At 60.0% G+C, this 14,155-nt stretch carries 9 protein-coding genes and 5 pseudogenes; 1 reads left to right on the top strand and 13 read right to left on the bottom strand.

Annotated elements, in window-relative coordinates; all coding sequences use genetic code 11:
• Window positions 1-9: 9 nt before the first annotated feature.
• From AC0L3L_RS19225 to AC0L3L_RS19175, 11 genes and pseudogenes are all read right to left on the bottom strand, one after another.
• Window positions 10-854: pseudogene (locus AC0L3L_RS19225) on the bottom strand (TIM barrel protein).
• A 224-nt stretch (window positions 855-1,078) separates the two neighbouring features.
• Window positions 1,079-1,723 (bottom strand): annotated as a pseudogene (locus tag AC0L3L_RS19220) (LysE family translocator); the annotation flags it as partial.
• A 28-nt stretch (window positions 1,724-1,751) separates the two neighbouring features.
• On the bottom strand, window positions 1,752-2,375 hold the full coding sequence (locus AC0L3L_RS19215) for an FMN-binding negative transcriptional regulator (RefSeq protein WP_473638741.1): 624 nt from the start codon (window positions 2,373-2,375) through the stop codon (window positions 1,752-1,754).
• A gap of 454 nt (window positions 2,376-2,829) precedes the next feature.
• A complete protein-coding gene (gene nodB, locus AC0L3L_RS19210) occupies window positions 2,830-3,489 on the bottom strand; it encodes a chitooligosaccharide deacetylase NodB (RefSeq protein ID WP_065010656.1) in 660 nt (219 codons plus the stop codon).
• Window positions 3,486-3,593, bottom strand: a complete 108-nt coding sequence (locus AC0L3L_RS19205) for a hypothetical protein (RefSeq protein ID WP_473489080.1) — start codon at window positions 3,591-3,593, stop codon at window positions 3,486-3,488. Before AC0L3L_RS19205 ends, nodB begins: the two co-directional genes overlap by 4 nt.
• Window positions 3,594-4,740: 1,147 nt before the next feature.
• Complete coding sequence (locus tag AC0L3L_RS19200) at window positions 4,741-5,076, bottom strand: hypothetical protein (RefSeq protein ID WP_473638740.1); 336 nt, start codon at window positions 5,074-5,076, stop codon at window positions 4,741-4,743.
• Window positions 5,077-5,485: 409 nt separating this feature from the next.
• The gene (locus AC0L3L_RS19195) at window positions 5,486-7,525 is read right to left on the bottom strand and encodes a carbamoyltransferase family protein (RefSeq protein ID WP_473638739.1); all 2,040 of its coding nucleotides are present in this window, start codon (window positions 7,523-7,525) and stop codon (window positions 5,486-5,488) included.
• Window positions 7,526-7,817: 292 nt separating this feature from the next.
• On the bottom strand, window positions 7,818-8,606 hold the full coding sequence (locus AC0L3L_RS19190; RefSeq protein ID WP_473489054.1) for an ABC transporter permease: 789 nt from the start codon (window positions 8,604-8,606) through the stop codon (window positions 7,818-7,820).
• A 3-nt stretch (window positions 8,607-8,609) separates the two neighbouring features.
• Window positions 8,610-9,632, bottom strand: coding sequence for a nodulation factor ABC transporter ATP-binding protein NodI (gene nodI / locus AC0L3L_RS19185; RefSeq protein ID WP_473518204.1), 1,023 nt, complete (start codon window positions 9,630-9,632; stop codon window positions 8,610-8,612).
• 49 nt (window positions 9,633-9,681) lie between these two features.
• On the bottom strand, window positions 9,682-10,956 hold the full coding sequence (nodC, locus tag AC0L3L_RS19180; protein WP_473480702.1) for a chitooligosaccharide synthase NodC: 1,275 nt from the start codon (window positions 10,954-10,956) through the stop codon (window positions 9,682-9,684).
• A gap of 127 nt (window positions 10,957-11,083) precedes the next feature.
• Window positions 11,084-11,677: a NodA family N-acyltransferase gene (locus AC0L3L_RS19175; protein ID WP_473480706.1), complete on the bottom strand. Its 594-nt coding sequence runs from the start codon at window positions 11,675-11,677 to the stop codon at window positions 11,084-11,086.
• Window positions 11,678-11,899: 222 nt separating this feature from the next.
• Here AC0L3L_RS19175 and AC0L3L_RS19170 point away from each other — a divergent pair.
• A pseudogene (locus AC0L3L_RS19170) lies at window positions 11,900-12,024 on the top strand (transposase); the annotation flags it as partial.
• Window positions 12,025-12,558: 534 nt separating this feature from the next.
• Here the strand turns inward: AC0L3L_RS19170 and AC0L3L_RS19165 are convergent.
• Both AC0L3L_RS19165 and AC0L3L_RS19160 read right to left on the bottom strand, forming a co-directional pair.
• Window positions 12,559-12,666, bottom strand: a pseudogene (locus AC0L3L_RS19165) (SAM-dependent methyltransferase); the annotation flags it as partial.
• 25 nt (window positions 12,667-12,691) lie between these two features.
• Window positions 12,692-14,155: pseudogene (locus AC0L3L_RS19160) on the bottom strand (efflux RND transporter permease subunit); the annotation flags it as partial.

Genomic DNA, 14,155 nt, shown 5'->3' with positions numbered 1-14,155 from the left:
TACCGCGTCTCACACCGGCACTCGTGTCAACAGGCGTGTCGAACGAGATCGATAGTCGCGGAAAGGGCGCCTGCGAGGTCGTCCAGCGGGTGGGTTTCGTCGACAAAAGGTGCGAATGAGAAGGGGCCCCATAGCCGCCATCAAGCAGCGCCCGGATCTGGCTGCCATTGTCGGAACCGACTAGGACGCGATCCGGGTAAATCCAGTCGATCGGATCGCTCACGCTTGAGATGTGCACGAGACCGGTCAGGTCGCAGGAGAAGAACGGCTCCCCGGCGAGCGGCGTGATGAAACGTGTCGTGCACGAGGCGGAAGACGGACTGGCCATCAACGGCGGCAATGGCCTTAGCCGCTTCGTTCTTCGATCGAAGCGAGCAAGTCTGGAAGCCGAGCGGCTCGATGAGACCGATCAGGCCGCGCGACTGGAGGATCGGCTTGAGCGCCTTCAAGGCGACGCGGAGATCGCCCCGGCGCTCGCCATTGGCAGGCCAGGAGCCATCGTTGACCGGCACCAGCATGAGCGTCTTGGCTCCGCAGGCCGCCGCATAATCGGCGAGCCTGCTCGCCTCGGCCCTGCGGGCAGGAGTCCACTCATTGAAGCGCTGCAAGGCATTGATGGAAATAATCCCAACGCCTGCTTCGGCGGCGGCAGACCGGACGTCCGCCGCCGGCATGCCGCGTGCAATAGCATTGCTGCGCTGTTGGCTGCGGATCTGGACATCGGTCAGGCCCTGGTCACGGGCAAAAGCGAAAAGTGCCCTGACGTCAAGTCCGGGCGTCGCCATGTGATCGAGTGCAAAGCGGGGCGATGCTTGGCGCTTGGCTTGGCTTTCCTTATATGAAACGGCAGTCATTCTCGGCTGACTGGCTTCTACCGTGCGTTGATTCGCGAGGGCCAAAATGATGGTCATGAGGAAGGCGAGGCAGTCGAACTCACGTTTCCCTCACTGTGGTGCCGCGCCTGCTGAGACATCGCCTGAATCGGTGTAATGACCGAAGCTGGCTCGCAGCCATCCATCTGCTTCAAACTAACCCGCCGACCCGGAGAGATGCCCAACCAGATCGGATGCAAAATTCCGGCAGCAGGGTGCTTCGCCAGAGCGAGGCCGACGCCCAGCGCAATCATCGCGCCGCCCGACGTCTCCCTCAGGCGGCGGATCAACCTGGGACGCGCTGCCGCGCCGTCTTGAATGCCGCTGGCCACGAAGGCAACCACGATGTCGGCGAGCGTGTTGAGCGCAATCGACACGGAGCCAAGCACCACGAGTTGCAGAGCTACGTGCCCTGCGCTCGGGTTCACGAACTGCGGAAGGAAGGCTAGAAAAAAGGCTGCCGTCTTGGGGTTGAGAGCCTCGACCAGCACCCCTTCACGAAAAGCCCGCTGGGGTCCGACTGAACGCACCGGGGCGCCATCACCGCCAGTCGCTCCCTTGCGGCGCGCGGCTTGAAAGGTGCGAAAGCCTAGCCAGACGAGGTAGACCGCGCCGAACAGCTTCAATGCGGAGAACAGTTCCGAGCTCTCGAGCACGATCGCGGAAACACCTAGGCTTGCTGCGAGGACGTGGATCATGCCCCCCAACCCCGTGCCGAAGCTGGAAGCGATACCCTCCGGACGGCCGCCGGCGAGCGTGCGCGCTGCAACGTAGAAGATGCCCGGACCGGGCGTGATGGCGAGCACGGAGGCCGCGGCGAGGTACAGGGCGAATGAGGTCAGTTCTGGCATCATGGGTCGATTCCGACAAAGTTCATGATTATTTTGGGATGAGAGCGGCGAGCTCGCGGTCAGATGCCCGCTCGCTCGCCGCAAGGCCCGCGGCCACGCCATCGCGGTCGGCCGCGTTCCGGTTCTGACTCAGTTTGCGCTTGCCCTCCAGCCTCGTGATCGGCATGCGCAAGCCAACGATTCCGCGGAGTTGCGCCTGTACAAAATCCGGCGGTGCGTCCGACACCGCCCAAGGCGAGGCCCGCTCGCCCTCGTGGTGGTCAGTCAGACGATTCACGACGTCCAGCAGTCTTCCCGCATGCTCGAAGAACTCGACCGGACCATAGGCGTGGACGGCGATGTAATTCCAGGTCGGGACGATCTTCCCGGTTTCCCGCTTGGTCGCGTACCATGCCGGCGTCACATAAGCGTCCGGCCCCATGAAGATGGCCAAGCCGTCGCCGATCGGCGGAACACGGCACTGGGGATTAGCCTTCGCTAGGTGCCCGTAGATCACGCCGTGCTCGCCCTCGCTCTCATCAAGGAAGAGGGGCAGTGGCGTTGCGAGCGGCCCTTCCGCCGTGACTGTAACGAAGTTCGCCAGCAGCGCCGCGCGGATGGTGGCGCGCAGGGACTCCTTGTCGTCGTCGCGGAAAGCGGGAGGGATGTACATCGCGAAACTCCTTGCGTTACCGATCACATACCGGCAAGCTGGCCTGCTGGAAACAGCCAGTCAGAAGCTATCGACGTGGTCCAGTTTGTGAAAGATGGCATCGTGCCCGATCATCGTGACGATCGAGGAGCAGATCCACAGCGGGGTGTGCGAGTCGGAGAACCCCTGGTCCTTCGCAGCCGAGGGGTCGGGCATGTCCCGGCAATGGCGACTAGTTTGCCAAACCTTGTGGACGCAGCCCGCGATCCCGGAGACCATCGTCGAAGGGGTTCCGGCGATGCCAGGCAATGCCGAGAGGCTGCGCGGGTCCTCATTGTAGCAGGTGACAACAAACGTCTACGCTTAGTCAACGGGTCGGAGCCGACAGTTCGTCCGATGTCGACGAAGCCTGTAAGCCTTCATAGGCGAGACCCAAGGCACTGGCTGGGAAAGCATTTCCATAGGATCTCGCATTTCAGTGATGTTCTGGAAGCGGGCGAATTTCATATCCGCAGGCATCTAATGCCGGAATCAGATTGGATAGCGCCATAACGGTCTGGTTGCGCAGACCAGCTTGAGTGCTCCGTCTCGACTCGTCGGGAGGACAACCGTCGTGCAAGAGCACGATTGCGCCGGGCCGGACCGAGGCGAGCACAGCATCGACGATCGCATCGGTGCCGGGGCGCGACCAGTCTTTTGGGTCTATCGACCAATGAAGGGCCGCCAGCCCGGCGATCTCTGACGCAGTGAACACTTCTTCGCTCCAGGCGCCGTATGGCGCGCGAATGTAGCGGATCGAGGCCTGGGGGCATGCTACCATGATGGCACGGTTCGCCTCAAATACCTCACGTTGGACGTCGCCCAAGCCGCATTTGGACAGATCCGGATGAGACATCGTGTGGTTGCCCACCTCATGCCCTTCTGCGATCATTCGCTGGATGAGGTCCGGGTGCTCTGCGGCGTAGGCACCAATCACGAAGAAAGTCGCTGGCACCCGATTTTGCGCCAGCACATCGAGTATCTGTGGTGTGAAGAATGGATCGGGACCGTCGTCAAACGTCAGATAAACGCTCCGACGGCCGGTTCCATCAGCGCATTCACTCTGCACCTCCCATCCGTCATCAAGATGTTTCATAGCTCCGGATCCTTCCGGTCAATTGTTGCATCGGTCGGCCATTCGCTCATCGGCCGCGCAATCGGCATAATCACGAGGAGCACGTCCTCCACGCGAGGCGGCATGTCGAGATCCAGCACTTCTGAGTGGGACCGCACGCGAACATCGATACATCGTGGCCGGGCCGTCTCTGCAGAACGTCTCAAATTACCAGCGCATAGCTTTTCATTGCAGGGTCAGTCCCCCCGATAGGGTTTTCGGAAGAACCGGAGAGTCCGATATGATCGGCTACTTGCAACTGGTTCTCCCGGCACAACCTCCACCGTCCTTGGGAGCGCATGGGAAACCTCGACTTGTGATCCTTGGGGTAGGCGCCTACGCCAGTGGGGGCTTGTGGCGAAAGAGCCGACGCGATGCAGCTTGCGCGATCACCGACGCACCTGGTCGAAAAGGGGATCGGCTCGCTTAATGTTCGGCGCAGACCAGAATGCACACACCAGAAAAATGCTCCTCGGAGCCAACCGCATACATCGACAATCTCCCTAGCCTGCATCCTTGAATTCTTCCTATGCAATGTCCTGTCCGATAGTCAAAATCGAATGTTTCGATGACAAGCATCCACGTTGCGGATAGATGAGACAATGGCCCTTGATGTGAAGCTCCTCGTCGGCTCCACGCACTGCTGACCGAGCGCAACAGCACGGTGGCGGCAAGCCGCATCAGCTAATTCAGCCGGCCATGAGCGCGGCCGTCGCCCAACTGCTTTCAACGATGACCTGTTTACGATGAGCGGTCGCGAATGTTTTAACCCCGCGTGCGGAACCGTCGACGTCTCAGAGTTGAGCGACGACGTCGCGCAGCATCTCGACGCTGCCGGTGTCGTAGACGCCTCTGAGTATCTGCTCACGAAGCGCTTCGTAGATCTGGCGCGCCCCCATGCCATGCGGGCGGATTGAGCACCGGGGGCTGGAGACTGGACCATTTCTTTTCCTGCCAACTGAACCAGTTTGCAGCTACTCTTCCTGAAAGCCAAGAGCACGTCCGAAGTGGATGCCCGAGCCCGCCCACCGATCCAAGACTGGCCCGGTCTGCGAACAGCCAATCGGCTTCGCTACCCGCGCGATCCTGCTACGATCCGGCTGGTGTTTCCAGTGCCGTTCAGCCATCCGTCATCCTGAACTCGACCTACGGCTTCGAAAGCGTTGCGGCGAAGGGGCCGCCGCCTTGGCGGCGCAATCCTCGGCGGCGCGGAAACCCTCCACACGGGCTTAGCTACATCACCGGCGCCGCGCTCTCGCTATGTTCGGCCTTACCTGGTTCTGCGCGGGCTGAAGACTCTTGCGCTTCGCGAAGGGCACAGACCATGACGCATGCGATCGCGCAGGTGCTCGAGGGGCGCTCCCCTTCCTCGACTCCCATCCCGATCAGGCGATTGCCCGAGAGCAGATGTCGGGCATCGCCAACGCTAACCCCTGCGTGACCTTGACCAACAGATCCTCGGTTTCCTGAAGATGGCGTCGTCGAAATCTGCACCGGCGTCGTCTTGCCGTAAATCAAGGATGCAAACAACAGGGCCGGATGATTGGAGGCCGAAGCATCAAGCCGCATTCAGACAACATCGTCGCCCCACCGACGCATTTTGCCAAAAGGAGCTCAACGACGAACATGCCGGCTTGGCGCGCCGAAGGGCCGCCGCCTTTCCCGCAAGCGGCCCAGCCCGCTCGCCACCGGGGTCAACCCACGCCAATCTATCCACCAACGCACGTCCCATCCGCTATGCGCAACACCAAGCTGATGTCGCAGGGGCGGTCACCGACCCGGTACGCCGTCGAGAAACGACGAACTGGTGCTGTCTTGAGCCACCGGCAAGCAAATCCATTGCTGATCCGCGACTGCAATAAGCGTTAGCTGGAGCGAACATGCATGCTCGCGGCAGACGCAATCATCAGGACCCTTGCCTCGGTCAATTGGATTGGAGACCGTCATATGAAGGTGCAGACCGGTGTTTGGGCAGCTGTTATCGGTCGTCCCGACTTTGGCATGAGTTTTGGTGGACGCGAGCAGCTTGCGAGGGATGCATCCGAACGTGGCGCTGCTCCCACAATAGTCGCAGCTCTCCTGTGAGAGCCTCGCGCAGGCCCTGATCCAGCGTAATTGTGTCGAGGAGATCCGCGAGCACGGCTTCGCCTTCGATCCGCGTCAGCAGATCGAACAAGCCATGTGAAATACGCGCACAGTCACGGTGATCCGTTCGGATTTCGCAGACGGTCTCGTGGCGATCCTGCGCCGTGTATGCGCGGACTTTATGCAGGGATACATAAGGCGGCAATGAAACCGCGAGCGCAGTCCAATCCTGCAGCGTTGCGGCCCGTTTTTTGACGAGGTACGGCCCGACCACAAGTCCATCCAGCTCTGTTGTCAGGAACGTGGCAATCGAGTCTGCAACTGAATCTACGATCGGCTCTGCATTGTTGTTAAAGGACGTATTGAGCAGAATTGGGATGCCTGTCCGCTGCTTGAAGGCATTGATGACGTCCCAGTAGGCCGGACTGGCCTTGCGCGATACTGTTTGCAGCCGAGCCGTACCGTCGACATGCGTGATGGCGCCGAGCAAATCACGCTTGGAATCGCGCACACGAACTACGAAATTCATGAAGGGAAATTCGCACGCACTGCCCGGGAGTTCGAAAAATTCGCGCGCATCCTCCTCCAACACTGATGGGGCGAACGGGCGATATCCTTCCCGCTTCTTGACCATAGCGTTGATCCGGTCCTTGTTTGAAGCGGGCCTGGGGTCGGCAAGAATGCTGCGATTTCCGAGCGCTCGCGGCCCGAACTCCGAACGACCTTGCACCCAGCCGATCACCGCGCCACCGACCATCCACTCGGCTGCCCTATCCGCCACCTCCTCAGTGCGTTCAAACTCCAGGTGCCCCGCCCATGCCTTTAGTTCCTCTTCGACAGCGTGATCGCTCGCGAGTTCCGGCCCCCAATAAACCTCCTGCAATCGCGTACGCGGCGCTGGGCGGCCCAACTCATTAGACACGATTAGCGCGGCGCCTAATGCGCATCCAGCGTCATGCGATGCGGGCTGCACGAAGATGTCTTCGAAAAGTCCTGAATAGAGCAGCTTGCCGTTCATGGAGCAATTGTGCGCAACTCCGCCGGCCAGGCACAACCGCGTCATCCCGGTGGCCTCACGATAATGGCGAAGAATGTGAAACACGATGCGTTCGAGCGCTTCCTGTAACGACGCACTCACATCCATGTGCTGCTGAGTGAATGGCATTCCCTTTTGCCGAACCTGAATGCTGCGGAGCAAAGTCGGACCGATGCGGTCCAGGTGGACGCGATACTCGCCGTTTGCAGAGAGTTCATAGAATTGCTCGAAAAGCTCGCGATAGGGAACGGGATCGCCGTAGGGGGCAAGCCCCATTACCTTATATTCATCGAATAAGCCGTAGCCGAGATACCGGATCGTCTCGAGATAAAATTGCCCGAGAGAATTGTTCTCTGGGAAAGTCGCAAGTTGCGTAATTTCAGTACCAGATCCAACCGCCACAAGGCCCGACAGGAAATCACCAGAGCCATCAATCGCGAAAATCAGACTTTGCTCGAAGCCCGACATTGCAAAAGCACTCACGGCGTGCGCCTGATGATGACTTACGAATGAGATACGCGAAGCGTCGAGCTCGGTACCGAACTCCTGCGCCAGCAGCTGCTGCATCAACAGTTTAGCATCCAACGGAATGGAGGCGTCCGGCTGGGAAACAAGCATGTTTTCAAGCATTGCGTTGCTATAGTCTTCGGTAGCGTAGAACGCCACTCGATCGATTTCGCTGAGCTGAACCCCAGCTGCTGAAAGACAGTATTGAGCCGCACTAATTGGGAGCTTGTTGGAATGTTTGATCCGATTGAGGCGCTCCTCTTCTACCGCCGCAATGACCTGTCCGTCCCGGACGAGCACCGCAGCGCCATCGTGCATGAATGTGTTTGGAATCTGAAATCTGTTTTCATAGACTTTGTCCAATCCGCCGTTCAATCCTAGACACAGCATCTCGCTCTCCATTTGTCGTACAGGAATACTAAATTGGCCTGTCTCGAGACCGTTCGATCAGAAAGACAGGCCGCGTTGTCGCTCGCGCCCGAACGCCAGCCAAACATCACCGGCCTCAAGGAAATTCTATGAGGTCCGCCGGGATCAACATAAGATCCTGTGCTCGAGACGCCGGGCGTTACATAGCGTTGTGGGATTGAATCGACGCCAGCCAAAACCCTTCGCGGCACACGCTGGCAATGTCGTTTTTATTTGCGCCCATAGCGCATGGTTTATCTCCTTCTCTTTCGCGTCAGCGCATCAGTCGGCGGCGCAACAGCGCCATCGAGAGGAAGAATGGCAACAGTGCGTACAGGCCGAGCACGCCGATGTGCAGGGCGATGCCGCCGATCGGGCGATCAAGCATAACCGGACGAATGAGGTCGATCGCATGTGACAGCGGCATGCATCGCGCTATCTTCTGAAAGGTGTCAGGCAGCTGATTCAATGGGAAAACGGCGCCCGACAGGAACAGCATGGGTGTAAGGATAAGCGTCTGGTAAAATACGAAGTAATCGTAGCTGGGCGAAAGTGCGGTGACGACCATCGCGAGGCTGGCAAATACGAACCCTGTCAGAGCAATGAATGGCAGCGCATAGAGGACGGACGGCCAGGCTGTATAGCCCAAGGCTGCGGTGACAATGGTAATTGCCATACCGGCCAGGAAGGCCTTGGTGGCTGCCCACGCCAGTTCCCCCAGAACGATGTCGCCGAGGGTAACGTGCGTATACAGCATGGCTTCCCATGTGCGTTGAGAATGCATGCGAGCGAAAGCCGCGTACAGTGTTTCGAGGGTAGAGGCGGTCATCGCACCGACCCCGACCATGCCGGCCGCCAAAAAGGCGATGTACGGCGCACCGTCGACGCGGCCGACCATTATGCCGAGGCCGGTACCGAGGCCGAAAAGGTAGATCATTGGATCGGCGAGGTTACCGAGAATCGCCACGAATGCGACTTTCTTCCATGCCAGATAGTTGCGGCGCCACACCGCAACCCAGTTCCACGCATTGGCGGGCAGCACCGCCGCAAGACCTTCAATCATCGTTCACTCCTCCATCTCGCGCCCGGTCAGCCGCAAGAAAACATCCTCGAGATTGGCTGGACGCAGAAGAAGACGCAGACCTGCTCGCCCCTGCAGTTGCGTTCGCACCTGATCAGGGTCTGGCGCGTAGCAGTAGAGGGTTTCGCCGCTGACCTCGATGCGCTGAGAATGTGGCTTGACCAGCGAATGCAACTCGTGCGGATCGCCGCCGTAAATCTCCATGACCTGGCATCCGATATGCTCGTCGATCAGCGCCTGCGGGCGGCCTTCGGCGATGTGGCGACCCCTTTCGAGCACGCACAGCCGATCGCATAATCGCTCAGCCTCTTCCATGAAATGCGTCGTCAGGATAATCGTCTTGCCGCGTGCCAACAGCGCGCGCAGCCGCTCCCAGATCAGGTGGCGCGCGTGCGGATCGAGGCCGGTGGTCGGCTCGTCCATCACAATGAGCTGGGGGTCGTTGATCAACGCCCGCGCCATCGTCAGGCATCGCTTCATGCCGCCGGACAGTTCCGAGACGCGCGCATCCGCCTTGCGCTCGAGGCGAGCGAACTCGAGAAGCGACGGGATGACCGCTTCGCTCTCGCGTGTGCTCATGCCGAAGTAGCGGCCGAACACCAGCAGGTTCTCGCGTACGGTGAATTCCTGGTCAAGATTATCGAATTGCGGGACCACGCCAATGCCCCTACGTGCCAGCCGAGCGCGCGCCGGCACCGGGACGCCGAGCACCGTGATCGTGCCCGCGTCAGGGCATGTCATGCCGAGGAGCATACGCGCAATCGTGCTTTTGCCGGCCCCGTTTGGTCCGAGGAGGCCGAAACACTCTCCCGACGCAACGGTGAACGACAGGTCGTCGACAACGACCTTGTTCCCATACGACTTGGTTACGCAGGCAAAATCGATTGCCACGGTCGACAGAGAGTCATGCACGGAGCTTTTCGCGCTTGTTTGCCGGTGACACTCCCGTTCGATCGGAGGAGTCTCGGGCCGCCGCAAATCCTCTGGGCCCAACTTTCGCTTCAACACTTGATGTTTCTGGTCCTGGCTCAATACTCTTCCACCTGCGATCACGTGACTATTGCTGTTCGCTGTAAGCTGCGTCAGATCCCACCAAGGCGGGCTTTGGAATGGCGCCGTCGATGTCTGTCACAGTGGCGGCCGAGCTTCGCGACAACCAATCGCTATTGCTCAATGTACACAGCGCGTATGCTTTCAACGGGAGCAAGAGAAAGATGTTGATGAGTGTGTGGAGCGAGAATCCGAGAAATCGAAGTTGGCGCGCACGAAACGCTGCCACGCTGCAGCGAACTATAGTCATGACCGCAATAGTCAGGCATGCCGTCCAAGGGACAGTACCTGTCGTTATGAATTGCGCGAGCCCAGCCAGGAGCGACAAAGAGAGCAATAATGGGCCAAGATTCTGCCCAATCACGTCCAATGTGAGATAAATATTAAGGCCGCGCAGCAGTTGGAGCGCCAGCAACGTGTCACGGAACGTGCTCCGGGCCCAGCGAAGCTGTTGGCGCAGATAGGGACCCATGCTGCTGGGAACGACTGTTGCCGCGACGGCCTCCGGGACATACTCTGTTCGAAAGCCTGCTTTCAGCATCAGGATCGTAAGGTGGCGGTCCTCACCGAAGTCGCTCGGCTTCCCTCGAAAGCGCTGCGTCTCGTATTGATCCAGCAGCGAAACAAGCGCGGTTCGCCGGTACATGGCACACGGACCGCAGCAACACATGACGGCACCGAACCGAGCCTGCGCTGCCCGCTCTTCGTTGCAGGCGAGCCAGTATTCCATGTCAATCAACCGCGTCAGCCAAGTTTCATTGCGATTACTAGCCGCCAACTGGCCCATGGCGGCGCCGATCGCTTGATCTTGCATCTTTAGCGCAAGCCTTGTGACGACGTCCGGCGCGAGTATCGTGTCCGAATCTACATTGAGCACCAAATCTCCGCACGAGCGGCGAACCGCCGCAATCTGTGCCTTGCGCTTTCCGACATTCTTTGGGAGCGCAATGAATTCGAACCTCGGATCACCAGCGTATTCCTCGTGTACACCTACGAGGGCATCGCGGTTTCCAGAACCGTCATCAACAACATAGACCTGCAGTTTTCCGGCGTAGTCCTGACTTGCAATGGAAGCCAGGCAGTCCGAGAGGGTGCGAGGAGCCTCGTTGTAGCACGGGATAATGACATCGACGCTCGGCCAAGGCTCACAGCCGGCCGGTTCGCCCGAGGTCGGCGGTACGTTTGTAGGCAGGGTATAAAACACCTGCGCGGTCTTATAGACGGTCGACAGCAGCGCATAAGAGCAGACTGCAACAATACTGGCTGGGGCAAAGAGGTTCATGCGATGTCAGATTTCTCAGTGAATTTGAGGACGCGAGCGGACAATAAATCCGCGGTCAATGCTGTATTCAGATCGATCGATGCGATGAGGGGCGGGTCGCGCTGACTGATATCATTGCGGGTGTTCTTCATAGCTCTGGACCGTTCCGATCGATCAATGTGCCGGCCGGCCACTCGCTCATTGAGCGTCCAATTGGGAGCACCATGACGAGTACGTCGTCGTCGACTCGCGTGGGAGGCAGATCGGGGTACACGTCCGGGAGGGTTGAACGCACGCGAACGCCCGACAAAATGCTCGCCAAGCCTTTGCGGCAGAACCTACCAACATGGTTCCGGAGCGCGTGCCGAACCGTGCCGAAAGCGAATGGAACGCCAAGCTGCTGCAGCACTGGATACATCGCGCTGATCGAATGGGCGATTCCTAGCCCCTCAAGATCCGGACGGACCCCGTATAGACCGAGTTCAGCGACAAGCAGATCAGCGTCGTCAACCTTGATGTATCGGCGCAGCAGGCCCAAGTGAGCCGCTATCCCGTGCACATCATTGCCGATTGCGCGGACCTCCGGCCTCGCACCCGCCCAACTTCGACCGCCTTCGAATTGCTTTCCATTAAAGGCTCCGGTAGGCTCATAGGTCTTCCGGAAGAACTCAGAGAGTTCGAGGTGATCGGAAAGCCGCAACTCGTTTTCCCAGCACAACCTCCACTGCACGTCAGAGCGCATGCGAAGACTTCCTCTTTTTCGGGTTCTTTTGTGCACCTCACGCGGCAGAGCAACGCGGTGCATGTCATGTGGGGGGTCTATGAACGACCCGCCCAGATTGGTAAAATTGATTGTTTAGATCGCGAGCATCCACGCTATGGATGTTAAAACCATGCGTTTCGAAGGCCCATGATCTGAACCTTCCGGCCGTGCTCGATTGGCCCATAAAGCGACGGCACCGAGGCAGCTGTCGGTGACACAACCTGCTTCAAGAGCGGCCGCCAGCGGCGTGGCTGCGCCTCGTGCCGAAGCAGCGATCAAGTGGAGGATGGGCCCGACTGTTAGGCGTCAGCAAACGCGGCGACCGTTGACGCACGCTGATGATCCATAGGCGATCGCGCAGCTCTGGATCGCGCCGGCGGCAAACAGGTTCCGCGAAGCCTCAGGCTCGACAAGTTGCGGCAAAGGCGGCATCCCACTGGCGCTGCGGTCGCGCTCGGCAACAAGAATCGTCTGGTCGATGCTCGCTGCCTGGCAACCGGTACTGTCGGTAAAGCAGCCTGACGGACCTGGAGAGCGAGAAGGAGGGCGCACCTCGGCCTTGCAGCAAAATGGCAGAGATGGGGAAACGGTCACCCCGTCGCTTCCGAACCTGATGTGTGGACCGCAAAAGCTTCGGCCGACGTCTGGGGCCGTTGAGGTGGAAGCGGGCGAAAACCCGTCGAGGCTCGCCGCGCTGAACATCGAGCCGCATGAAGAAGCCGGATATACGTCAGCAGTTGTGACCATCAACTGGATCCAGCTAACTTGTTGCAATCGGGCGCTCTTATACGTCCACATATAGGGTCAGCTTGACACCACGAGCGCACGTGTCACCAAGTCAACTTCGACAATTCGTTTCATCAGGAAGCGGAAATCGGCTTTCGGAAGCGGGCCAGCAGGCAGTCTTCATTGATCGACGCGCCCCGGCACTCGATGCGTGTCATCTCGGTCAACGATTTGTTCAGCATGGCGCTTCAAGCAAAGTTGGCCTATTTCGGCGGCCTTCGGGAAGGCGATCGCCGGCTCGTCAAGCGAGCCCGGTCTTGCGGGGGTCTCTACAGTGGCACCGACTGTCTTGCCGCGCCGGAACACCCGACGGAAGAATGCATAGAAGCGGCTGTTCTTGCTGCGCGTGAACACCATCAGCATCGACGGTGTCACCACCAGCGTCAGCAAGGTGGCGAAGGACAGGCCGAGGACGATCGCCGACGACAGCGATATCCACCATTGCGTCGACGGCGCGTTGATCGTCGTCTCGTGATGGAAGATTTCGAGACCGAGGCCGAAGGCGATCGGCAGCACGCCGAGGATCGCCGACACCGCCGTCAGCACGACCGGGCGGGCACGTTCGCGGCAGGTCTGCAGCACCGCGTCCATCTTGTCCCAGCCCTCTTCGCGCAGCCGGTCGTAGGTGTCGATCAGCACGATGTTGTTGTTCACCACCACGCCGGCCAGTGCGATGACGCCGATGCCTGACATGACGATGCCGAACGCCTCTCCGGTCAACAGCAATCCCAGGAACACGCCAACCGTCGCCATGACCACGCAGGACAGCACCAGCCAGACGCTGGTGAACTTATTGAACTGCATCAGAAGCACCAGGAAGATCAGGAAGATCGCCGCGCCGAAGGCCTTGCTGAGGAAAGCGCTGGCCTCGGCGCTGTCCTCGTTCGAGCCGGCAAGCTTCCAGCGTATGCCGCTGCCGAGATCCACTTCGGCGACAGCCTGGCTGACCTGCTGCTGGACAGAAGCGACCTGCTCGCCGGCGGCGACATTGGCCTGGACGACCACGGTGCGCGCGCCATCGATGCGGTTGAGGATGCCGACGGTCGGCTCGGGCTTGCGCACGACGAAATTCGAGATCGGCACCGACCCTTGCGACGTCTGCACCCTGAGGTCGTCGAGTGTCGACAGCGTGCGCCGGTCCTCGGGCAGGCGCAGCCTGATGTCGACGGCGTCGTCCGCACCGGCCGGCCGGTATTCGCTGAGCTTCAGCCCGTTCGTCACCAGTTGCACCACCGTGCCGACCGAGGTCGGGCTGATGCCGTATTGCGCCGCCTTGGCGCGATCGACGTCGAGCGCCCAGTCGACGCCAGGCGGCGGCAGGCCGTCGGAAATATCGATGACGCCGGGCACCTTGGCAATGCGCGCGGCGACGGCGCGCGCCTTGTCGTCGAGGCCCTTCGGATCGACGGCTGACAGCCTGATCTGGATCGGCTTGCCGGTGGGCGGGCCGGCCTCGGGCACGCGAACCTCGACGTCGACACCGGGAATGCCGGCCATGACGCCGCGCAGTTCGTCCAGGATGGCGTTCGCCGATTTGCGCTCGCGCCAGTCGACGAACTCGTACTGGATCACGCCGACCACGTCTTCGGGAATGTCCTGGCCGCCGCCTTGCGTCTTGCCGACACGGGTATAGACCGATTTCACGCCCGGCCAGCCGAGAAGCCGGTTTTC

It is taken from the genome of Mesorhizobium sp. WSM4849 (genome assembly GCF_055811385.1).
Note: the sequence above shows the minus strand (reverse complement) of the source record. Positions and strands in the feature narration are given on the sequence as shown.